We start from the raw sequence: 21,237 nt of genomic DNA on the forward strand, positions 1-21,237 counted from the left end.
GTAAAAGAACAGCCTCTTTGTTATTATAAACACCGGTTTTTTCTTTTAAGAACGGGACTGTATTTTTGCGGTTCCACAAAACGGGCGCTACATGTTACAGACCAAACGGTTGGTATTATCTGTTTTTATCATTTGTTCGACGATGTCCGTACGGGCGCAGTTCCTGATGGACATGATAGACACCAGCACCTCCCTCGGCAAAGGGATGATCTCCATCTACAAGAATTTCGACCATCTCCGCATCAGCGGATATATGCAGCCGCAATTCCAGTGGTCTACCGGCAAAGGCATGGGCGTTTACCAGGGTGGCGATTTCCCGAAACAGTCAGACAACCGTTTCATGTTCCGCCGCGGCCGTATCCGCTTCGATTACGAGCATTATAACAAGCAGAACCTCCCCACCATGCAGTTCGTGTTCCAGTTCGACGGAACGGAGCGGGGAGTGAACATACGCGACTTCTGGGGACGTTTTTTTGATGGAAAATGGGATGTGATGTCGCTGACCATGGGCATGTTCGCCCGGCCTTTCGGGTTTGAGATCAACTATTCCAGCGGCGACCGTGAAGCGCCCGAACGTGGCCGCATGTCACAGATACTCATGAAAACGGAACGTGACCTCGGCGCGATGGTGAGCTTCGCGCCAAGACAGAAATCCCACCCGCTGTCTTTCCTGGAAGTGGACCTGGGCGTCTTTAACGGCCAGGGCCTCGCTGGGCCGGAGGATTACGACAGCCATAAAGACCTCATCGCCCGTGTAGCCATGAAACCCACGGCCATCAATCAGCAGCAATGGCTCCTCTCCGCGGGCGCATCCATTCTGTACGGCGGGCTTGAACAATTCACGCCCGTTATCTACCGGATGCAGCACAGCGGGCAGTTCCTGAAAGATTCTTCAGACGCAAACGTGGGCGTGATAGCCCCGCGCCACTATTACGGCGGCGACGCGCAGTTCCTGATCCCTAACGTCAAGGGCGCTACGCAGTTCAGGGCGGAATATATCCGCGGCACGCAAACGGGTACCCGCGACCATTCCGAAACCCCCGGCGAAATACCCATGATCGCGGAAGCCTACGCTCCGCTGGCCATCCGGCAGTTCGACGGCGCCTATTTCAATTTCCTGCAACACCTCGGCAGCGAAAAACATCAGCTGGTGTTGAAATACGACTGGTACGACCCCAACACGCAGGTCAGCGGAAAACAGATCGGAAAAGATGGATTGAACCTCACGATCGCCGATATCCGGTATGATACCTTCGGCGCGGGTTATGTGTATTATTTCAACGAGCACATGAAGGCTACGTTGTGGTTCGACCGGATCTGGAATGAATCCACGTCGCTGGAAGGTTATACGGATGATGTGGATGATAACGTGTTCACCTGCCGGTTGCAGTACCGGTTCTAGTTTTCCTTTCCAAGCTCCAGCGTAAACCCGAAGGTAGACCCAACGTCCACCTTGCTTCGCACGTTGATCGTCTGGTCGTGCGCCTCCACAATGTGTTTCACGATGGCGAGGCCAAGGCCGGTACCACCGATGTCGCGGCTCCGCGCGCGGTCTGTCCGGTAGAAACGCTCGAACACCCGCGGCAGATGCTCTTCCGCCATGCCGATGCCGCTATCCGAGATCTCTATCAGCACACGTTTGCCGTCCATATTATAAATGCTGGCGATGGTCTGCCCATCCGGTTTCCCGTATTTTACGGAGTTTTCGATGAGGTTGATCAGCACCTGGCGGATCTTCTCCTTGTCCGCCATCACATATACCGGCGCTTCGCAACCTTTTTTGATGCTGAATTTGATGTCTTTCTGGTTGGCTTTGAGCGAAAGCGTGTCGAACACATCTTTGATCAGGTCCTGTATCACGAAAAGTTCCTTGTTGATGGTCATCTCGCCGCTTTCCAGCTTGGATATTTCGTCCAGGTCGTCGATCAGGCGGCAAAGCCGGTCGATGTTCTTGGTAGCGTTCTTGAGGAACATCTTGTTCACGGAAGGATCTTCAATAGCGCCGTCCAGCAGCGTATGGATATACCCCTGCACGGCGAAGATGGGCGTTTTCAGCTCGTGCGAAAGGTTCAGCAGGAACTCCTTGCGGAAAGCCTCGTTGCGGCGCAGGTTTTCCAGCTCCTCCTTTTTCTGTGAAGCCCACTTTTCCACGTCTTCACTTACTTCATCGATGGTTTTCAGCGGCAGGATGTTCTTGTTGAAGAAATCTTCCCGTTTGGAGGCTTTGGTCTGGTAGATGAATTTGTAGATCAGCTTGATCTTGCGGTAGATGAAGTTCTGCAGCGTATACAGGTAGAGGTAGTAGGATACGAGGAACGTGAGCACGAACGCGATGAGCGTTATGCGGAGGCTCATTCCCAGCACCAGGCAACCCAATACCATGATAATAGAAAGCACCAGCGCGGTGAAACCGGCGAGCTTTTGCGGAGAAAGATTTTTGGCTTTGAACATACTCCAGAGTGAGTAATGATTGTAATACTGGGAAATTAACCCAAATTTTCTATTTGCCATAACACCATGCCAAAAAAGGCCCCGATCCGGAGAGTCAGCAGTTTAAAGTGAAAAGGGGTTGTTATTACATCTCGAATTTGTACCCCACGCCCTTGACGGTGGTGATCAGGTCTACGCCCAGTTTCTGGCGTATTTTGCGGATGTGCACGTCTATCGTGCGGTCGCCTACGATCACCTCTGTGCCCCATACCTGGTTGAGGATCTCGTTACGGAGGAATACCCGCCCGGGTTTGGAGGCGAGCAGCTGTAACAGCTCAAATTCTTTTTTAGCCAGGATGATGTCCTGCCCTTTATAGGTAACGGTGAATTTTTCACGGTCTATCACCAGGTCGCCCAGCTGCAATTGCTGTTCTTCCACTTTGTTCAGCCTGCGGAAGAGCGCATTGATGCGGCTTACCAGTAATTTCGGTTTGATGGGCTTCGCAATGTAATCGTCCGCTCCCATATTCAACCCCTCGATCTCGCTTTTCTCATCGTTCAGCGCCGTCAGGAACAATACCATCGTTTCCTTGAACTCCGGCAGCTTGCGGATCTCCTTGCAGGTGTCGATACCATTCTTGTTCGGCATCATGATATCAAGCATGATCAGGTCCGGACGGAAGATCTTGGCCTTCTGAATGGCTTCGCTGCCATCTTTGGCCGTCACCGTTTCGTAGCCGGCGCTCTTCAGGTTGTAGCTGATGATTTCCAGGATGTCCGTCTCATCATCTACTACCAGGATTTTTCCAACAGCTACCGCTTGATCCATCAACATAAACTTGGTTTTAAGACGGCACAAAATTAATCACCACATTGCCGATTCATGAAATGATAACATTATGTAATTGTTAATTCAGGCCGCCACTGTCATTATGGTTACGGTTGCAAAGGTACAGTTTTTTTGTCCCGGGTAGCATAAAATTGATGAATGGAATTGATATAGATCGAATTTTAAATAATCTATTTTTTTAATGATTGTGTGGAAATTGGTAAATCGCAATAATTGGTAGTAAATTTGCAGTAAAGAGTCGGCGTAATTCAGTTATATGACGAAATTATTACTAATCATATCTTTGGGGATTGTTTACAGCACTACATCCTTCGCACAGAAAGTCAATATCCCGATCTCCCGTCAGGGCTTCCATGACAACATCGACAAGGAGCAGGTAAATGCTGACAAGTTCGATGGCAAGGCCGATAATTATGTAAAGGTGTCGGAAGATCAGAACATGAATCTGCAGGTGACGAACGCGCTCACCAAAATGGTAGACGACCTGCAGGTGGAAATAGAGCTGGATACAGCGCTGGACCACCGCCTGAAAGTGAAGTACCTCTCCGGCCTGCAGCAGCTGCTGAAAGATTATAACAGCAAGCGCGCTTACCGCCGGATCGACGCGGAAGAAGCGCCGGCCATGGTGCAGGCTTACCGCGGCATGATGCACGCCGATGTTAAAGGCGAAAGCATTTATCCTTTCGCGAAAACACTCAGCTTTGAAGCAGGGGAGCGCATCATCGAGGCGTTTTCCGCCAATCCCGGCTACAAGGAATCCCGCGGAGAGATGTTCTCCAAATATGCTTTCAAGAACCTGGATAACATCATGGCCAAGCTTGGCCCCTACCTGGATTACGCGGTTACCGATTCCATTATCGCCGCTGTAGCGCGGAAGCACCCTAACCAGGTGTTGACCTACGCTACTTCCTATACGCCGACCGCCAGCGCCATCCGCCGCAATCCGGACCCACTGGTGCAGCAGATCGTGCAGATCGGCCGGTCCCACCAATCCACCAAGCTGATGCCTTTCATCGACCAGCTGATGAACGGCGCCGCCACCATCCCGGAACTTGAAAAAGCCGTGGAGAACGACGATAATTATTTCAGGCAGATGGTGAAAGCATCCATCGTACTGCAACATAAAAAAGCGGAAGGCGAAAATCCCATCGGTCTGAAGGCCATGAGCGAAAACATGCACGCCAAGTCACTGCGGTATATCCGCGAGATCAACGACCTGCATGATGAAAGCCATACCGTCCGCTTCCGCATCGTAAAAGATTTTACACCGGAAGAACTGTACTACCTGATCATCAACGGCCAGGAAGAGCTGTATACATCGAGCTACACCAACGCCGCGAAGAACGGCCTGTACGACCAGATGATGCTGCGCATGAACCCCTCCCGCGGAGACAGCCTGCTGATGCTCGTGAGCTTCGACCGCTTCAAGAAATTCATTGCCATGGCCGCGGGCTTTAATACGCTGGACCACTTTCTGAAGTCCATGGACCCGGAGAACGCCAACTACCTGATGGTGAAATTCGTCCGCAGCCTGGAAAAAACAGAAGACCTGGAAGATGCGGTGGACGTGGCCAACTCCTTCGGCAGCATCCGCGATCCCAAGCTGCTGGACTTCCTGCGGACCGAAGTGCGTAAGAACCTCGTATTCGTAACAGAGAAAAAAGATAAAAGAGGCATCACCATTTACGAGTTGCTCAACAGCATCTTCACCGAGCAGGGCGCCGGCGGGGATTCCGCATGGGCCACCGGCATGGCCGCCAAATTACAGCTGCCGCCGATCAACTACGTTGAGTTTAATACTTTGCCGAACGACAGCGGCCGCGTATACCAGCAGGTGTTCTTCTATGGCGATGACGACGGCAAAAGTTCCTACGCCAGCTTCATGGGCAACTTCCCCGCCAGCGAATGGAAGGTGAACAAAGGCCAGTATTGGACCACCATCTCCTCCGTGAAAGGCAAGCCCACCACTATTTTCGCCAACAATCCGCTGGAAGAACCGGAGGATAAAACGGCGATCGAGAAGCTGGCCGAGTACCTGGACGAAAAAGATATACACCCCACCGTATTCATACACCGCGGGCACAGCTACCACGTGAACACCACGCTGGACAACCTGCAAAGCACCGCGCGCATTGTGATCCTCGGCTCCTGCGGCGGCTATCACAACCTCGCCACCGTGCTGGAAAAAGCGCCCGAAGCGCACATCATTTCCTCCAAGCAGGTAGGTACCCGCTGGGTGAACGAGCCCATCATCCGCAGCCTGGAAGATGTGATCCGCTCCGGCAAGAATGTGGACTGGGTGGAAATGTGGGCCGGCCTCGGCAGGAAGTTCGATGCGGACAAAGGCAACAAGCCGCTGTTTGACGACTATGTGCCGCCGCACAAGAACCTCGGCGCCATCTTCATCAAGGCTTACCGGCAGGTGATGAAGGAAACGAACTGACCGGCGTTTCAACGCATCAGCAAAACGGCCAAAAGCCAGCACCCGGCTTCGGGAATACTTATTCGAAACGCAAATACAAAAGGGAGAACGCCACACAGCATTCTCCCTTTTGCATTTTGCGATTAAGCATTACTTTTACATAGATGGAAAAGCGGGTCTTCGATTTCAGTTTGTTAAAACGGGTCTTCTCATTTGCCGCGCCCTACCGGCGCTATTTTTACCTGTCCATGTTCCTTACGGTATTGCTGGCGCTCATTTCGCCGGTCAGACCTTTTCTGATTCAGCTTTCTGTTGACAAATACATCACCAACCAGTGGGCGCAGATGCTGCTGATCGTTACCATCATCCAGATAGGACTGCTGCTGGTGGAAACAGCGATGCGCTTCCTCTTTTCCTTCATCACCAACTGGCTCGGCCAGTCCGTTATCAAAGACTTGCGCCTGGCCGTATACCGCAAAGTAGTAAAGCTGAACCTCGCCTTTTTTGACAGAACGCCCATCGGCACCCTCACCACCCGCACCATCAACGACATTGAAGCCATCAACGATATTTTTTCCGAAGGCATCATTTCCATTGTGGCGGACGTGCTCATGATCTTCGCCATCCTGGGTGTGATGTTTTATGAGGACTGGCGCCTGACGCTCATCAGCCTTTCTCCTTTCCCCGTGCTGATCCTCGCTACTTACTGGTTCAAGGAAAGCGTGAACAAATCTTTCCACCGCGTGCGCAACGCCGTGGCGGCGCTCAATGCCTTTGTGCAGGAACATCTTACCGGCATTCTCATCGTACAGGCATTTTCCGCCGAGCACCGTGAGTTCGGCAAGTTCCGCAACATCAATAAAGATCACCGCAAAGCCAATATAGACGCCATTTTTGCATATTCCATCTTTTTCCCGGTAGTGGAAATCATCCTGGCTATTTCATTGGGATTGATGGTGTGGTGGGGCTCCAATAAGGTGCTGAATTATGAAGTAACGCAGGGCGTGATGATCGCGTTCATCATGTACCTCAACATGCTGTTCCGCCCGCTGCGTATCCTGGCGGACAAGTTCAACACCTTGCAAATGGGCATGGTGGCCAGTGAGCGGGTGTTCAAGGTGCTGGACAGCGAAGAGTCCTTGCCAGACAATGGCACGCATTCCGCGAAAGACATGAAAGGCGCCATCGATTTTGAACATGTATGGTTCGCATACAAGGAAGAGCGTTATGTGCTGAAGGATATCACCTTTCACGCCAAACCCGGGCAGACCATTGCGCTCGTAGGCCATACCGGCTCCGGCAAAACCACCATCATCAGCATTCTCAACCGCCTCTACGATATTCAGAAAGGCCGCATCTGCATAGACGGCATTCCCCTGCAGGATTACAAGCTGGATGAACTCCGCAGCAGGGTAGGCGTTGTGCTGCAGGATGTATTCCTTTTCGCCGGCTCCGTGTATGAGAACATCACCCTGCGGAACCCCGCCATCAGCCGCGAGCAGGTAGAGCATGCCGCAAAGCTCATCGGCATGCACGAGTTCATCCTTCAGCTGCCCGGCGGATACGATTTCCCGGTGATGGAACGCGGCAGTACCCTGTCCCTCGGCCAGCGGCAGCTGATCTCCTTCATCCGCGCGCTGCTCTACAATCCCGCTATCCTCATCCTCGATGAGGCCACCTCTTCCGTAGACACCGAATCCGAAATGCTTATCCAGCATGCGATCGAAAAGCTCATCGCCGGCCGTACCGCCATTGTGATCGCACACCGCCTGAGCACCATCAGCAAGGCGGACCAGATCATTGTGCTGGACAAAGGAGAGATCAAGGAACTGGGCACGCATGAAGAGCTGCTGAAGCAGGAAGGATATTACCACAAGCTGTACACTATGCAGTTCGCCTCTTCGCAAGCCCTCCCCAATTAAGGTGCGCAGTAGCCGGCCAAATGCGTCAGAGAAATGAAAACAGTCTGAATATGTACTTCAGACACGAAGCAGATATATAACAAATTTACTTAAAATGAACGATGCCTGTTTTGCTTGTAATAGTCTGAAAACGAGCCTGTTGATACACCCCGTAGCACCCCGATATGATCCTCGTCAGTTTTTTTATTCCCCGCTACTATTTTATATAAAATCGCCTACCTTTGCACAAAATTTCAGAAAACGGTGATTTCCTCGACTCGGTTCAAATACAAGCTGGTAGCCCTGATAACGGTTTTTTCTGTGGCCGTTTCCGGCGCATTTGCTTCGGTTAATGAAGAGCATGCCCCCCATGCCGCAGGTAAACATGAAGAGCATGCCGCAGGCGGACATGAAGAAAAGAAAGGCTTTAATGCGAAAGAAGTGATCCTCGGTCACGTAAAGGATGCGCACGACTGGCACCTGCTGAGCGTTGGCGACCTGCATGTAACCCTTCCGCTGCCGGTGATCATCTACAATGAGAACCGTGGCTTGTCCGTTTTCTCTTCTTCCCGTTTCCATCACGGTCATGAGGCATATGACGGCTACCGCCTGGTGAACGCGCACTACCTCGAAGAAAAGGGCCTGAGCGCAAAGGAGCACATCGATGGCAGCATCATTGCCGTGGACGCTGCAGGCAATCCTACCGGTGAAAAGATCTATGATCTGTCTCTCACCAAGAACATCACCGCCATGCTGCTGGGCGCCATCCTGCTCGTGGTGATCATGCTGAAAGTGGCGAAGAGCTACCGCATCCGCGGTCACCGCCAGGCGCCGAAAGGGCTGCAAAGCCTCCTGGAACCCGTGATCATCTTCATCCGCGACGAAGTGGTAAAACCCAACATCCCCGGTATAAAAGCAGACAAATACGTTCCCTTCATACTCACCATCTTCTTTTTCATCCTGATCATGAACCTGCTGGGCCTGCTGCCCGGAGCAGCGAACGTGACCGGCAACATCGCCGTGACCGCCGCGCTGGCGCTGATCAGCTTTGTAGTGATGATGTGGAGCACGAACAAACATTTCTGGGGCCACATCTTCAACCCTCCCGTACCGGGCGGTGTGAAAGTGATCCTGGCGCCGGTGGAGCTGATCGGTGTGATCACCAAGCCGGTTTCCCTGATGATACGGTTGTTCGCCAACATGCTGGCCGGCCACATCATCATCCTGAGCATTATTTCACTGGTATTTATATTTGGTTCCCTGAACAAAGTAGCAGGTTACGGATTTTTGCCCATCACCATCGCCTTCAACATCGTGATGATGTTGCTGGAAGTACTGGTAGCATTCATCCAGGCATTCATCTTTGCGAACCTGACGGCAGTATTTATCGGCCAAGCAATGGAGCATCAGCACGACGAACATCATCATTAAAAGATGTAAGAAAACCAAAACAACAAAAGCGTTTAATCTTTAATTTCAAATACACATTTCATTATGGCACTTTTAACTGTTTTAATGCAGGCTACTGAAGCTGCTTCTTCTGGTCTGGCACAAGCTGGTGGTGCAATCGGCGCTGGTATCGCTGCTATCGCGGCTGGTATCGGTGTAGGTAACATCGGCAAGAGCGCGCTGGAATCCATCGCCCGTCAACCTGAAGCTGCTAACGACATCCGTGCAAACATGATCCTGGCTGCGGCGCTGGTAGAGGGTGTTGCCCTGTTCGGCGTTATCGCTGGTCTGCTGGCAGTAGTTCTGTAAGAACAAACTTGTTACTGCATCCGGCGCACAGGGCAATGGATGCAGTAATTCAATTTTCGAAAAGCATAACAACTATTAAATACTGATATATGGATTTGTTGCAACCGGCCTTGGGCCTGTTTTTCATTTCATTGCTTATCTTCATCATTGTTTTCCTCATCCTGAAGAAATTCGCGTGGAAACCAATCCTCTCCACGTTAAAGGAAAGGGAAGATTCCATTACCGACTCTATTGCCACCGCTGAAAGAGTGAAAGAGGAAATGGCGCAGATGAAAGCGGAGCATGAGCATGTACTGGCCGAAGCGAAAGCCGAGCGCAGCCTCATCTTGAAAGAAGCGAAAGAAGCCAAGGAAAAGATCATCAGCGAAGCCAAGGCGCAAGCCCAGGCCGAAGCCAAGAAGATCATCCAGGACGCTTCCGTAGCCATCGAGAACCAGAAAATGGCCGCCCTCACGGAAGTGAAGAACCAGGTAGGCACGCTGGTGATCGAAGTAGCGGAGAAAGTATTGCGTAAAGAACTGTCTGACAAGCAGAACCAGGAAGCCTACATCAAACAGTTGGCCCAGGAAATCAAAATGAATTAAAGATTATGCAGAATCCCCGTTTAGCATCCAGATACGCTAAATCACTGATAGACCTGGCAGTTGAGAAAGATCAGCTGGCAGCCGTACATAGCGATATGTTGCTGCTGAAGGCCATCACGCGCAGCAATGCGGACGTGGTTGCCCTGCTGAGAAGCCCGGTGATCAAAGCCGATAAAAAAGTAAAGATACTCGGCGCCATCCTCGATGGAAAGATCAGCGCCATTACTTCCGGCTTCATCCGCCTGCTGAGCATCAAAGGCCGTGAAAGCGTATTGGCGGAGATTGCCGTGGAATTTGAAAAACAATACAACCTGCTGAACAACATCACCCGCGTGAAACTCACGTCCGCCGCTCCCTTGGAGAACGGACAGCTGAACCTGATCCGGGAGAAAGTAGAAGCTTCCGCGGGCCGCAAGGTGGAAATAGAAACAGCCGTGAACCCGGAGCTGATCGGCGGCTTTGTACTGGAAACCGGCAACGAACTGTTCGATGCCTCCGTACTGCGTGATCTGAAAGATATCAAAAAGCAGTTCCTTAAAAATATTTACGTATCTGAGATCAGATAAGTATTTAACAGCAGCCGCTGCGTAACCGCAAAGCTGTTGTCGTTATATTTAGTTTAAACCTTAACGACTCTTTAAAAAAGCATAACAAATGGTTGACATTAAGCCAGATGAAATTTCGGCGATATTACGCCAGCAACTCAGCAACTTCAACGCCTCCGCGGAGCTGGAAGAAGTAGGTACCGTGCTGTCTGTAGGTGATGGTATCGCCCGCGTGTACGGACTGAACAACGTTCGCTCCGGTGAGCTGGTAGAATTTGAGAACGGCGTAAAAGCGATCGTACTGAACCTTGAAGAAGACAACGTGGGTGTGGTATTGATGGGTGATGCAAAAGACATCAAGGAAGGTAACACCGTACGCCGCACCGGTCAGATCGCATCTATCAACGTAGGTGAAGGATTGATCGGCCGTGTTGTTAACACCCTGGGCACCCCGATCGACGGTAAAGGCCCCATTTCCGGCGAACTGTACGAAATGCCCCTAGAGCGTAAAGCCCCCGGCGTTATCTACCGTGAGCCCGTAAAAGAACCGCTGCAAACAGGCATCAAGGCCATCGACGCCATGATCCCCATCGGCCGCGGCCAGCGTGAGCTGGTGATCGGTGACCGCCAGACCGGCAAGACCGCGATCTGTATAGACACCATCATTAACCAGAAAGAATTTTACGATGCCGGTAAACCCGTGTATTGCATATATGTAGCGATCGGCCAGAAAGCCTCCACCATTGCAGGTGTGATGAAAACCCTGCAGGACAATGGCGCGATGGCCTACACCACCATCGTTGCAGCTTCCGCTTCCGAGCCCGCTCCGCTGCAGTTCTACGCTCCGTTCGCAGGCGCTGCGATCGGCGAGTTCTTCCGCGACACCGGCCGCCCGGCCCTGATCATCTACGATGACCTGTCCAAACAAGCCGTAGCTTACCGTGAGGTATCCCTGCTGCTGCGCCGCCCGCCCGGCCGTGAAGCTTATCCCGGTGACGTATTCTACCTGCACAGCCGCCTCCTGGAGCGCGCTGCGAAGATCATCTCCAAAGATGAAATCGCACAGCAAATGAATGATTGTCCCGAATCCATCAAACACCTCGTAAAAGGCGGTGGCTCCCTGACGGCTTTGCCCATCATCGAAACACAAGCCGGTGACGTATCCGCATACATCCCCACGAACGTGATCTCCATTACCGACGGACAGATCTTCCTGGAAGGTAACCTGTTCAACGCCGGTATCCGCCCCGCTATCAACGTAGGTATCTCCGTGAGCCGCGTAGGTGGTAACGCGCAGATCAAGTCCATGAAGAAAGTAGCCGGTACCCTGAAGCTCGACCAGGCGCAATACCGCGAAATGGAAGCCTTCTCCAAATTCGGCGGCGACCTGGATGCGGCTACCAAATCCGTACTGGACAAAGGCGCGCGCAACGTGGAAATCCTGAAGCAGGCGCAATCCAGCCCGTTCTCCGTGGAAAAACAGGTGGCGATCATCTACCTCGGCACCAACGGCCTGATGCGCGAAGTGCCCGTGAAAAATGTAAGGGCATTCGAAGAAGCCTTCCTGCACGAAATGGAAGTAAGGCTGCCGGACGTACTGTCTGAATTCAAGAAAGGCAACCTGCCGGAAGAAGGTCTGAAAAGAATGGTGGCGCTGGCAGAAGAGCTGAAGCCCCGTTTTGCATAAGCATTCAACCATGTGAATATAGAAGCCTCCTGCTTGCAGGGGGCTTTTTTTATAGCGATGATGGCCGCCGCGGGTGGAATTAACGGGCCGCCGCGGATGGAATTTTTCAGAAACGGCAAGCGGGAATTAATATTTGGTTTATAATATAAACTACTTTACATTTGCTGTGATCATTTAACTTAACCTATATGCACAAGCCATTCTTAACCCTGATATTCCTCACCTTCATTCCCCTGCTGCTGGAGGCCCAGCAGACAGTCAGCGGCAGGGTCACCACCGCCAAACGCAAACCCCTGCCCGGTGTGAACATCGCTATCAAAGGCTCTTACGACGGCGCCACCACCAAAGCAGACGGCACCTTTTCCTTCACCACTTCCGTTACCGGCGAACGCTTTATCACCGCCAGCCTTACCGGGTACCAGACCCTCGAGATCAAAACGGACATCGCGGACGCACAGCAGTTGCAGCTCGTACTCCGCGAAACCGTGAACGAGCTGAAAATGGTCACCATCTCCGCCGGCAGCTTCGAAGCCAGCGATGAAAAGAAGAACACCATGCTCAAACCGCTGGACATTGTGACTACCGCCGGCGCCAATGCGGACATTGTGAGCGCGCTCCGCACGCTGCCCGGTGCGCAGCAGGTAGGAGAGAAAGAAGGGCTCTTCGTGCGCGGAGGCACCGGCTACGAAACACAAACGTTCATAGACGGGATGATGGTGCGCAACCCCTTTTACAGCGGCATGCCGGATTTCGCCGCGCGCGGCAGGTTCTCGCCCTTCCTGTTCAAAGGCACCACCTTCAGCAGCGGCGGCTACTCCGCGCAATATGGCCAGGCCCTGTCTTCCGCCCTGGTACTGGAATCCACCGATTTACCAGACCGCTCGTCCTACACGCTTGGCCTCGGCTCGGTAGGGCCGAGTGTGGGGGTAGACATCCTCACAAAAGATAAAAAGAAAGCGTACGGCTTTGAAGCGGATTACGCCAACCTGACGCCCTACTTCGCGCTGATGAAGCAAAAGCAAAAGCCCACCATCGCGCCGCAAGGCGCCAATGTATCCGCCAACTACCGCATGAAAACATCAAAGACGGGCATGCTGAAGTTCTTTGTCACCGGCAGCTGGAACCGCTTCGGCTTCCAGGGCGAAAGCCTTGAATATCCCGGCTTTAAGGAAGATTTTGAACTGGAGAATTACAACGTCTACACCAACCTCAACTATAAAGAAAGTCTCGGCAAAGGCTGGCGCGTTCAGCTCGGCACCTCTTACAGTACGAACCACGACCGCATCTACATGGACACGATCGGCAAGCATCCGCTGCCCACACGCATCCGCGCGCGGCAAGACCTCAGCCAGTTCAGGATGGTGTTCTCCAAAAACCTCGGCCGCTATTCCCTGCTGCGCTTCGGCAGCGAATACCAGTACGCGGATGAAAGGTCTGCTTTCAATGAGTGGAATGCGGATTATGTGGACAGCTATGCGGCGGGCTTCGTGGAAGGCGATATCTATTTCACGCCCCGCTTTGTTGGACGGCTGGGCGGCCGGTACGAATATTCTTCCCTGCTCCGCAATGCCAACATCGCGCCGCGCGCTTCGCTGGCTTACAAGCTGGACGGCAAGAGCCAGGTAGCCCTGGCCTACGGCGAGTTCTATCAGAAACCAGAACCGCAGCACCTCCGCTTCGACCATGACCTGGGCTACATGCGCGCCACGCACTACATCGCCAGCTTCCAGCGCGTCACCGAATTTTACACCCTCCGCACGGAAGTGTTTTACAAGGAGTATCACGACCTGGTGAAAACCGTACCGGACTATAACAATAACGGCAACGGCTATGCGAAAGGAATAGAGCTGTTCTGGCGCGACCGCAAATCGATCAAAAACGTGGACTACTGGCTTTCGTATTCCTATCTCGATACGAAACGTGACTACCTGAACTATCCGTTCCGCGTGCAGCCCGATTTCGCGGCCGATCATACCGCCACGCTGGTATACAAGCATTATATCTCATCATTACAACTGAACCTCGGCGCCACGTATTCATTCGCCACCGGCCGGCCGTACTACAACCCCACCCGCCCGGAAAGCGAGTTCATGAAAGACCGCACGCGCACGCTGAACACGCTCAGCGTAAACGTAAACTATATCACGAAAATAGGGCAGGCGTTCACCGTATTCGTATTCACGATGTCAAACGTACTGGGCAACGACCAGGAATACGGGTTCCGTTATTCGTCGGACAAGCTGCGCCGCTCCATGGTAGGGCCCATGGCGCCGAGGTTCTTTTACCTTGGCATGTTCATGAGCTTCGGCATAGACCGTACACAGGAAGTAATCAACAGACAATAATAAAAACCTCAACAAAATGAAACCTTCAAGGTTCCATCTGACCCGTAAAAAATTAAACATGAAACAGATCCTTTTTTCACTCGTACTGGCCGGCGGCGTCACCTTTGCCGCGCAAGCCCAGAGCGAACAATACAATGATGCGATGAAACAGCAGGTGGGCCTGCTGGACAGCAGCAACACCTACAACGCCGGCGGCATGCAGCAGCTGGCTAATACGTTCGAACGCATTGCGCAGGCAGAGCAAACGCAATGGCTGCCTTACTATTATGCCGCTTATTGCCGCGTGAACGAAGCCTATATGACGAAAGACAAAGGAAAGATCGATGAGCTGGCGGACATGGCATTGGTAAACGCGGAGAAAGCGCAGGCGCTGAAAGGAAAGGACGCGGACATCAACTGCATCCTGTCCATGATCCTCTCCGCCCGCATTGGCGTAGACCCCATGACCCGTGGCATGAAGTATGGCCCGGAATCTGCCGCTGTACTGGAAGAAGCAAAGAAAATGGACCCGGAGAACCCGCGTGTGTACATGCTGCAGGGGCAGGCGCTGCTGTACACGCCGGAAGCATTCGGCGGCAGCAAAACAAAGGCAAAAGAAATGTTTGAAGTGGCATTGACGAAGTTCGCCGCGGCCAAACCCGCCAGCTCCATTGTACCGCAATGGGGGGAAGCCTATACGAAAATGCTGATCGAACAGATCAAATAAATATCAGAAGGCCGGCGGAATTGCCTTTCAAGTCCGCCGGCCCTTCCTTATTTTTATCGCCAAAACTTACGGTAGATGGATTTCAAAGCGCTGGACCCGGTACTGCATTCCCAATTGAGGCTTGCAGTGATGTCCGTATTAGTGAGTGAACAGGAAGCGGAGTTTACGTTTCTGAAAGAAAAGACGAATGCCACCGCCGGCAACCTGAGCGTGCAGATCAACAAGCTCAGGGATGCGGAGTATATTGAAGTGATCAAGCAGTTCAAAGACAATTATCCCCAAACCATCTGTCGTATTACGAACAAAGGAAAGAAAGCGTTCGAGAATTACGTAACCTCCATTCAGTCGTACCTGCATACCGGCAAGCGCAAATAGCCGGACTGACACCTCTTTGCAGTGTTCTGTATTATCTTCATAATACATGTAACCCGATTCACTATGGACTTACTTGATCATCCACTGAAAGTGGCCCCCACAGCCGCGCTCGTGCTGTCATTCGCCCGTTCATTGTACCAGGGGGGGCCCACCCGCACTTACTATGAAAAGCTGGACCTGCGGGAAAGCGACGCGCTGGCCCGCAGCATGGACCCCGCTACCGGCGGCGTTGTACTTGTCCGCAAACGTTTTATCCGCTACCAGCTGGAGCAATTCCTGAATGAAGACGAGCCTGTACAGATATGCATCCCCGGCGCCGGCCTCGACCCGCTTTCACTTCATCTGTCGGAATACCACGGAAGCGCCATCCACAGCATCTATGAGCTGGATGCCGCGCATCTGCAGGCCAAGGCGCACCACTACCAGGGTTTGTTGCCGGATGAGCCTCCGGTTCATTTTATTCAGGCGGATATAACGGATACCCTGCATCTGGAGCATCGCCTCCGGGATGCGGGGTATTCCTCCGGAAGGCCCACCATCATTGTGTTTGAAGGGATCGTGCATTATCTCTCTGAAGAGAATTTTATCGATCTCATGCAGACCTTCTCCACGCCGAATAAAACGAATATTGTGCTGATGGATTACCTGTTACCGGAATATGCAATACCGCATTCGGCGCTGCCGCTGTTCCATTCCACAAAGCAGCAGGTGGAATCGATGACCGGCAAAGCGATACAAACGTATAGCCGCGAACAGATGTTCAGCGCCATAGCATCGCTGCACGGAGATGTGGTGGGCGTGGATTCCATGAAGAGCGCGGAGTTCAAGCTGAACGGGCGCAATGAGCTGTTCTATGAAGAAGGGGAAGGGTTGATAGAAATGATGGCGTTCTATCTTTAGATTCCTTCGGATGCCAGTTCCGATTTCTTCAGCGGGTTCCGCGTATTTTCCGCGTATTGCTTGCGCCGCGCAATGATGTCGATGCAGGTGTAGATAGCCTGGCGGAAGGAAGATTCGTCCGCGGTGTTCTTGCCTGCGATGTCAAACGCGGTGCCGTGGTCCGGTGACGTGCGCACGATGGGAAGTCCGGCCGTATAGTTGATGCCTTCGCCGATGGCGAGGGATTTGAAAGGGATCAGCCCCTGGTCGTGGTACATGGCCAGCACCCCGTCGAACCGGCGGTACATTTCACGGGCAAAGAACGCATCGGCGCTGTAAGGCCCGAAGCACAACGTTCCCTGATGTTTCGCCTGCCGGATAGCGGGCGTGATATGTTTGCTTTCCTCATCACCGATCAGCCCTTCGTCGCCGGCGTGGGGGTTCAGTCCCAGTACCGCAATACGCGGGTTATCGATCCCGAAATCCTTAATAAGGCTATCGCGCATGATGGCCAGCTTGCTGAGAATATTTTCTTTGGTAACGTATTTCGTGATCTCCGCCACCGGCACATGCTCGGTGAGCAGGCCCACGCGCATGTTTTCCGCGGTCATGAACATGAGCACGTCCTTGCTGTTGAAGGCTTGCTGCAGGTAGGGCGTGTGGCCGGTGAAATTGAAGTCCGCGCTCTGGATGTTCTTCTTGTGGATCGGTGCGGTAACCAGTCCTTCCACCTGTTTGTCGCGCAGGCATTCGATGGCTACGGCCAGTGAGCGCGCCGCATATTTGCCGCCGGTTTCATTGAGCGTGCCCGGCATGATCTGCACTTCCTCTTCCCAGCAGTTGAAAACGCTCACCTGCTTGGGGTTCAGGCGTGTAAAATCTTTTATGCTCTGGTAATTGAAGTTGTTCTCGTTGAGCAGCTTCCGGTAGAAGTTGATCGTTTTATTGGATGCGAAGATCACCGGGGTACACAATTCCAGCATACGGTTGTCCGCGAAGGTTTTGATGATGATCTCCGTTCCGATGCTGTTCAGATCGCCCACCGTGATCCCGATCACGGGCCGGTGCGTATGGGTGGCAGTACTCATGCTATTTCCAGTATAAAATGTATCTGACAAATATACGGGTTATAGTTGACAGATGATGGAGCAGCCGCAAACTGGGGACTATTCCTTAATTTTGCGCTTTATTCTACCGGATGTATACGCTAAAAAAGTCACTGGGACAGCATTTTCTCAAAGACGAGAACATTTGCAGAAAGATCGTGGAGGCATTGCCGGTGGCTGCCGGCGCGCAGGTGCTCGAAGTAGGGCCCGGCGCGGGCGCCATCACCAAATACCTGCTGGAGCTGCCCGGCATCACCTTCAAGGCCGTGGAGCTGGATACGGAAAAAGTGCAGTACCTGGAACATACCTTTCCCGCTATCCGCGGAAAGCTCATCAACGAGAGCTTCCTGGACATGCAGGCGCCCTACCAGGGCGAGTTTGCCGTGATCGGTAATTTCCCCTACAACATCTCCACCCAGATCATGTTCCGCATCCTGGACTGGAAAGAACAGGTGCCGGTGGTGGTAGGCATGTTCCAGAAAGAAGTGGCGCTGCGCATTGCGGCGAAACACGGCAACAAGGATTATGGCATCCTGAGCGTATTCCTGCAGCGGTTCTACGATGTGGAGTATCTGTTTGAAGTGCATGAGGATTGCTTCAACCCGCCGCCCAAGGTGAAATCCGCCGTTATCCGGCTGACGCGGCTGGCATCGCCGCTGCCCGTTAAAAGCGAAAAGAAATTTACGTTGCTCGTGAAAACCGCGTTCGGCCAGCGCCGCAAGCAATTGCGCAACCCGCTGAAAGGATTTTTCGATAAAACATTTTTACAGGAACCGATATTTACAAAGAGGGCGGAAGAGCTGACTGTAGCGGACTTCGCAGCCCTGACCGAACATATGTTATGAGCCAGAAAGTTTTAATCACCGCCAAAGTACACCCATATCTGATCGATCAACTGGAAGCAAAAGGATACACCGTCAGTTATCAGCCGTCCATCACCTACGATGGCGTTATGGCGGAGGTCCACGATTGTACCGGTCTCATTGTTACCACCCGCATTAAAGTAGATAAAGCGATGATAGACCGCGCCGCGCAACTGATGTGGATCGGCAGGCTCGGTTCCGGTATGGAGCTGATAGATGTGGCGTATGCCGAAAGCAAAGGCATCCGCTGCGCCAGCAGTCCCGAAGGCAACCGCGATACCGTCGGCGAGCAGGCCGTGGGCATGCTCATCATGCTGCTGCACAACCTGCTCAAAAGCAACCTGGAACTGCGCGAAGGTATCTGGGAGCGGGACGGCAACCGCGCGTATGAGCTGGGCGGGCTGACGCTGGGCATCATCGGCTACGGTCACACAGGGAGCGCCTTTGCGCGCAAGCTCCGCGGCTTCGATATGCGCATCCTGGCGTTCGATAAATACAAACAGGGCTATGGTAATGATCTCGTGGAGGAAACAACCATGGAGCGGATCTTCGCGGAAGCCGATATCGTCAGCACCCACCTGCCGCTGACGGAAGAAACGCGGCACCTGGCGGGCAGCAGTTTTTTTTCATCCTTCCACAAACCTGTTTACTTTATCAATACTTCCCGCGGCAAAGTAGTCAACACAGCTGACCTCATTGCGGCCATTGAAGCGGGGAGCGTCCGCGGCGCCTGCCTGGACGTGCTGGAAAATGAAAAGCTGGAAACCTTCAACGCCACGGAACGGGCGCAGTTTGATTTCCTGCTGCGGGACCACCGTGTGGTGCTCACGCCCCATATTGCCGGATATTCGCATGAAGCGAGCATCAAAATGGCGGAATATGTGCTGCGAAAACTGAATATTTAACAGCATATAGATTATGCTTTTTAAAATGTGAGTAAGGCTTTCCTCCGGGAGAAAAAAAGGTTATATTTGCAATCATCACACTTAATGACGTCTTTGCGAAAGCGGGGGCGTTAATTTTTTTTTCTTTATACTAAATCATTCAGGTTATGTCTGGCGTCAATTATGTAACCAAGGAAACCCTTGAACAGATGAGGGACGAGCTTACGCAACTCAAAACAAAAGGCAGGGCCGAGATCGCCAAAGCTATTTCCGAAGCCCGCGAAAAGGGGGATTTGAAGGAGAACGCGGAATATGATGCGGCTAAAGAGGCACAGGGCCTTCATGAAGCAAAGATCGCTGTACTGGAGAATGCCATTGCTACTGCCAGGGTAGTGGAGGCGGATTCCATCGACACCTCCAAAGTATCTATTCTCTGTAAAGTGACGATCACGAACGTTGCGAATAAAAAAACGTTTACCTATCAGCTGGTATCAGAACAGGAAGCCGATCTGAAAGCCGGCAAGATCTCCGTGACCTCCCCGATCGGCAAAGGTCTGCTTGGCAAGCAGGTGGGCGAAGTAGCCGATGTGCATGCTCCCAATGGCAAAATGAAGTTTAAGATAGACAATATTACGGTGTAAGCCGAAGCGTAAGTATACGGCAGGAGGCTCCGTCAGGAGCCTTTTGTTTTTCATCACCCAGTTCTAACTGTATTGACCATGACTATCTTTTCCAAGATCATTAAAGGTGACATCCCGAGCTACCGCATTGCGGAGAACGAACTTTTTTACGCTTTCCTCGATATTTTCCCGTTGGTGAAAGGGCATACGCTGATCGTGCCCAAAGTGGAAATTGATAAATTCTTTGATTTGGAAGACGATCTGCTGCGGGAATGGCTGGTGTTCGCCAAGCCGATCGCGCAGGCGATAGAAAGGGTAATTCCTTGCAATCGTGTAGGGATCAGCGTTGTGGGTCTGGAAGTACCGCATGCCCATATGCACCTGGTACCCGTCAATTCCGCGGACGATCTGAATTTTACCCGCCCCAAGCTGAAGCTGTCGCCGGAGGAATTCAGGGAAGTGCAGGAAAGTATCGTGGCAGGATTATAACGTAGACACGTAGAATTTGAACCCGATGCCGTGGAGCGTTTCGAGCTTCACGTCTTTATCGTCACTGAAGTGCTTTCTGATCTTGGTGATGAACACGTCCATACTGCGTCCGAGGAAATAGTCGTCTTTTCCCCATACGTGATAAAGGATCTCCTCGCGCTTGAGGGTTTTGTTAGCGTTCTCACAGAAGAATTTCAGCAGGTCGGCCTCCTTTTGTGTAAGGGTGGCTTTCAGTTTGCCATTTTTGTCCGTCAGCTTGAGCTCCCCGTAATCAAAGGTGGTCTTGCCCACGGTGAACGTAGCCCGTTTATCCGCGTTCAGCGGGCGGGTGCGTTTCAGGAATACTTCGATGCGCAGCAGCAGCTCCTGCATGCTGAAGGGTTTGGTGACATAATCGTCCGCTCCGTGCTTGAAGCCGCTGATCTTGTCTTCATCCTCCGATTTGGAGGTCAGAAATAAAATGGGGATCAGGTCGTTTTTCTGCCTTATCTGCTTAGCCAGCTCGAAGCCATTTTTCTTTGGCATGACCACATCCAGCAGGCATATGTCGAAAAGGCTTTTCTGGAACTGCTTCCAGGCAATATCGCCATCAGAGCAATGGGTCACCTCGTATCCGGATTCTTCCAACCGCTTTTTGGTTATTGCACCCAGGTTATAATCATCCTCCACTAGTAAAATTCTAGCCTTCGTATCCATCTACGAAAAAATTAGGGGTGATAAATGATTGATCTTCATATAGATAAATGCGCATAATTTAGGTACAGTTGTAGCGCGTCAGCCATAATTAAGTTCA

The 21,237-nt window shown here is 52.3% G+C and carries 20 protein-coding genes; 16 read left to right on the forward strand and 4 right to left on the reverse strand.

Going from position 1 to position 21,237, the window contains the following annotated elements:
- The first annotated feature begins 91 nt into the window (after positions 1-91).
- Positions 92-1,402 (forward strand): putative porin, encoded by a 1,311-nt coding sequence (locus CCY01nite_RS09615; protein WP_222614335.1) that lies wholly within the window; start codon positions 92-94, stop codon positions 1,400-1,402.
- Here the strand turns inward: CCY01nite_RS09615 and CCY01nite_RS09620 are convergent.
- Positions 1,399-2,451, reverse strand: coding sequence for a sensor histidine kinase (locus CCY01nite_RS09620; protein ID WP_186830983.1), 1,053 nt, complete (start codon positions 2,449-2,451; stop codon positions 1,399-1,401). The two genes, CCY01nite_RS09615 and CCY01nite_RS09620, sit on opposite strands and share 4 nt — an antisense overlap.
- 124 nt (positions 2,452-2,575) lie before the next feature.
- Positions 2,576-3,265 (reverse strand): response regulator transcription factor, encoded by a 690-nt coding sequence (locus tag CCY01nite_RS09625; RefSeq protein ID WP_186830984.1) that lies wholly within the window; start codon positions 3,263-3,265, stop codon positions 2,576-2,578.
- A 271-nt stretch (positions 3,266-3,536) separates the two neighbouring features.
- On the opposite strand from CCY01nite_RS09625, the gene CCY01nite_RS09630 reads away from it, so the two are divergent.
- The 11 genes from CCY01nite_RS09630 (at position 3,537) to CCY01nite_RS09680 (ending at position 16,503) form a co-directional block, all read left to right on the forward strand.
- On the forward strand, positions 3,537-5,723 hold the full coding sequence (locus CCY01nite_RS09630) for a hypothetical protein (protein ID WP_146860066.1): 2,187 nt from the start codon (positions 3,537-3,539) through the stop codon (positions 5,721-5,723).
- Positions 5,724-5,866: 143 nt separating this feature from the next.
- Positions 5,867-7,624: an ABC transporter ATP-binding protein gene (locus tag CCY01nite_RS09635; RefSeq protein WP_146860067.1), complete on the forward strand. Its 1,758-nt coding sequence runs from the start codon at positions 5,867-5,869 to the stop codon at positions 7,622-7,624.
- Positions 7,625-7,867: 243 nt separating this feature from the next.
- Positions 7,868-9,034 carry a F0F1 ATP synthase subunit A gene (gene atpB / locus CCY01nite_RS09640; RefSeq protein ID WP_146860069.1) on the forward strand — a complete coding sequence of 389 codons (1,167 nt, stop codon included), beginning with the start codon at positions 7,868-7,870 and terminating at the stop codon, positions 9,032-9,034.
- 63 nt (positions 9,035-9,097) lie between these two features.
- Positions 9,098-9,361: an ATP synthase F0 subunit C gene (atpE, locus tag CCY01nite_RS09645; RefSeq protein WP_119078125.1), complete on the forward strand. Its 264-nt coding sequence runs from the start codon at positions 9,098-9,100 to the stop codon at positions 9,359-9,361.
- Positions 9,362-9,450: 89 nt separating this feature from the next.
- Positions 9,451-9,945, forward strand: a complete 495-nt coding sequence (gene atpF / locus CCY01nite_RS09650) for a F0F1 ATP synthase subunit B (RefSeq protein WP_146860071.1) — start codon at positions 9,451-9,453, stop codon at positions 9,943-9,945.
- A gap of 5 nt (positions 9,946-9,950) precedes the next feature.
- A complete protein-coding gene (atpH, locus tag CCY01nite_RS09655) occupies positions 9,951-10,511 on the forward strand; it encodes an ATP synthase F1 subunit delta (protein ID WP_146860073.1) in 561 nt (186 codons plus the stop codon).
- A gap of 88 nt (positions 10,512-10,599) precedes the next feature.
- Positions 10,600-12,177, forward strand: a complete 1,578-nt coding sequence (gene atpA / locus CCY01nite_RS09660) for a F0F1 ATP synthase subunit alpha (protein WP_146860075.1) — start codon at positions 10,600-10,602, stop codon at positions 12,175-12,177.
- A 188-nt stretch (positions 12,178-12,365) separates the two neighbouring features.
- The gene (locus tag CCY01nite_RS09665; RefSeq protein WP_146860076.1) at positions 12,366-14,522 is read left to right on the forward strand and encodes a TonB-dependent receptor; all 2,157 of its coding nucleotides are present in this window, start codon (positions 12,366-12,368) and stop codon (positions 14,520-14,522) included.
- 58 nt (positions 14,523-14,580) lie between these two features.
- Positions 14,581-15,228 (forward strand): hypothetical protein, encoded by a 648-nt coding sequence (locus CCY01nite_RS09670; RefSeq protein WP_146860078.1) that lies wholly within the window; start codon positions 14,581-14,583, stop codon positions 15,226-15,228.
- 75 nt (positions 15,229-15,303) lie between these two features.
- Positions 15,304-15,603 (forward strand): winged helix-turn-helix domain-containing protein, encoded by a 300-nt coding sequence (locus CCY01nite_RS09675; RefSeq protein WP_146860080.1) that lies wholly within the window; start codon positions 15,304-15,306, stop codon positions 15,601-15,603.
- Between the two features lie 63 nt (positions 15,604-15,666).
- Entirely contained in the window at positions 15,667-16,503 is an 837-nt protein-coding gene (locus tag CCY01nite_RS09680) for a class I SAM-dependent methyltransferase (RefSeq protein ID WP_146860082.1), read from the forward strand.
- Here CCY01nite_RS09680 and pdxA read toward each other — a convergent pair.
- On the reverse strand, positions 16,500-17,570 hold the full coding sequence (gene pdxA, locus CCY01nite_RS09685) for a 4-hydroxythreonine-4-phosphate dehydrogenase PdxA (protein WP_146860084.1): 1,071 nt from the start codon (positions 17,568-17,570) through the stop codon (positions 16,500-16,502). The genes CCY01nite_RS09680 and pdxA overlap by 4 nt on opposite strands.
- 110 nt (positions 17,571-17,680) lie before the next feature.
- On the opposite strand from pdxA, the gene rsmA reads away from it, so the two are divergent.
- The 4 genes from rsmA (at position 17,681) to CCY01nite_RS09705 (ending at position 20,444) form a co-directional block, all read left to right on the forward strand.
- Positions 17,681-18,433, forward strand: a complete 753-nt coding sequence (gene rsmA / locus CCY01nite_RS09690) for a 16S rRNA (adenine(1518)-N(6)/adenine(1519)-N(6))-dimethyltransferase RsmA (RefSeq protein WP_146860086.1) — start codon at positions 17,681-17,683, stop codon at positions 18,431-18,433.
- Positions 18,430-19,356, forward strand: a complete 927-nt coding sequence (locus tag CCY01nite_RS09695) for an NAD(P)-dependent oxidoreductase (RefSeq protein WP_146860088.1) — start codon at positions 18,430-18,432, stop codon at positions 19,354-19,356. Before rsmA ends, CCY01nite_RS09695 begins: the two co-directional genes overlap by 4 nt.
- A 146-nt stretch (positions 19,357-19,502) precedes the next feature.
- Positions 19,503-19,976, forward strand: a complete 474-nt coding sequence (gene greA, locus CCY01nite_RS09700) for a transcription elongation factor GreA (protein ID WP_146860090.1) — start codon at positions 19,503-19,505, stop codon at positions 19,974-19,976.
- A 78-nt stretch (positions 19,977-20,054) separates the two neighbouring features.
- Positions 20,055-20,444 carry an HIT family protein gene (locus tag CCY01nite_RS09705; protein WP_146860092.1) on the forward strand — a complete coding sequence of 130 codons (390 nt, stop codon included), beginning with the start codon at positions 20,055-20,057 and terminating at the stop codon, positions 20,442-20,444.
- Here the strand turns inward: CCY01nite_RS09705 and CCY01nite_RS09710 are convergent.
- Positions 20,439-21,140: a response regulator transcription factor gene (locus tag CCY01nite_RS09710; protein ID WP_146860094.1), complete on the reverse strand. Its 702-nt coding sequence runs from the start codon at positions 21,138-21,140 to the stop codon at positions 20,439-20,441. The genes CCY01nite_RS09705 and CCY01nite_RS09710 overlap by 6 nt on opposite strands.
- Positions 21,141-21,237 lie beyond the last annotated feature (97 nt).

This window comes from Chitinophaga cymbidii (genome assembly GCF_007992715.1).
GTDB classification, from domain to species: Bacteria; Bacteroidota; Bacteroidia; order Chitinophagales; family Chitinophagaceae; genus Chitinophaga; species Chitinophaga cymbidii.

Coding starts and splice junctions, on each gene's coding strand:
- CCY01nite_RS09615 (WP_222614335.1), top strand. CDS start 92: ATGTTACAGACCAAACGGTTGGTATTATCTGTTTTTATCATTTGTTCG.
- CCY01nite_RS09620 (WP_186830983.1), bottom strand. CDS start 2,451: ATGTTCAAAGCCAAAAATCTTTCTCCGCAAAAGCTCGCCGGTTTCACC.
- CCY01nite_RS09625 (WP_186830984.1), bottom strand. CDS start 3,265: ATGTTGATGGATCAAGCGGTAGCTGTTGGAAAAATCCTGGTAGTAGAT.
- CCY01nite_RS09630 (WP_146860066.1), top strand. CDS start 3,537: ATGACGAAATTATTACTAATCATATCTTTGGGGATTGTTTACAGCACT.
- CCY01nite_RS09635 (WP_146860067.1), top strand. CDS start 5,867: ATGGAAAAGCGGGTCTTCGATTTCAGTTTGTTAAAACGGGTCTTCTCA.
- atpE (WP_119078125.1), top strand. CDS start 9,098: ATGGCACTTTTAACTGTTTTAATGCAGGCTACTGAAGCTGCTTCTTCT.
- atpF (WP_146860071.1), top strand. CDS start 9,451: ATGGATTTGTTGCAACCGGCCTTGGGCCTGTTTTTCATTTCATTGCTT.
- atpH (WP_146860073.1), top strand. CDS start 9,951: ATGCAGAATCCCCGTTTAGCATCCAGATACGCTAAATCACTGATAGAC.
- atpA (WP_146860075.1), top strand. CDS start 10,600: ATGGTTGACATTAAGCCAGATGAAATTTCGGCGATATTACGCCAGCAA.
- CCY01nite_RS09665 (WP_146860076.1), top strand. CDS start 12,366: ATGCACAAGCCATTCTTAACCCTGATATTCCTCACCTTCATTCCCCTG.
- CCY01nite_RS09670 (WP_146860078.1), top strand. CDS start 14,581: ATGAAACAGATCCTTTTTTCACTCGTACTGGCCGGCGGCGTCACCTTT.
- CCY01nite_RS09675 (WP_146860080.1), top strand. CDS start 15,304: ATGGATTTCAAAGCGCTGGACCCGGTACTGCATTCCCAATTGAGGCTT.
- CCY01nite_RS09680 (WP_146860082.1), top strand. CDS start 15,667: ATGGACTTACTTGATCATCCACTGAAAGTGGCCCCCACAGCCGCGCTC.
- pdxA (WP_146860084.1), bottom strand. CDS start 17,570: ATGAGTACTGCCACCCATACGCACCGGCCCGTGATCGGGATCACGGTG.
- rsmA (WP_146860086.1), top strand. CDS start 17,681: ATGTATACGCTAAAAAAGTCACTGGGACAGCATTTTCTCAAAGACGAG.
- CCY01nite_RS09695 (WP_146860088.1), top strand. CDS start 18,430: ATGAGCCAGAAAGTTTTAATCACCGCCAAAGTACACCCATATCTGATC.
- greA (WP_146860090.1), top strand. CDS start 19,503: ATGTCTGGCGTCAATTATGTAACCAAGGAAACCCTTGAACAGATGAGG.
- CCY01nite_RS09705 (WP_146860092.1), top strand. CDS start 20,055: ATGACTATCTTTTCCAAGATCATTAAAGGTGACATCCCGAGCTACCGC.
- CCY01nite_RS09710 (WP_146860094.1), bottom strand. CDS start 21,140: ATGGATACGAAGGCTAGAATTTTACTAGTGGAGGATGATTATAACCTG.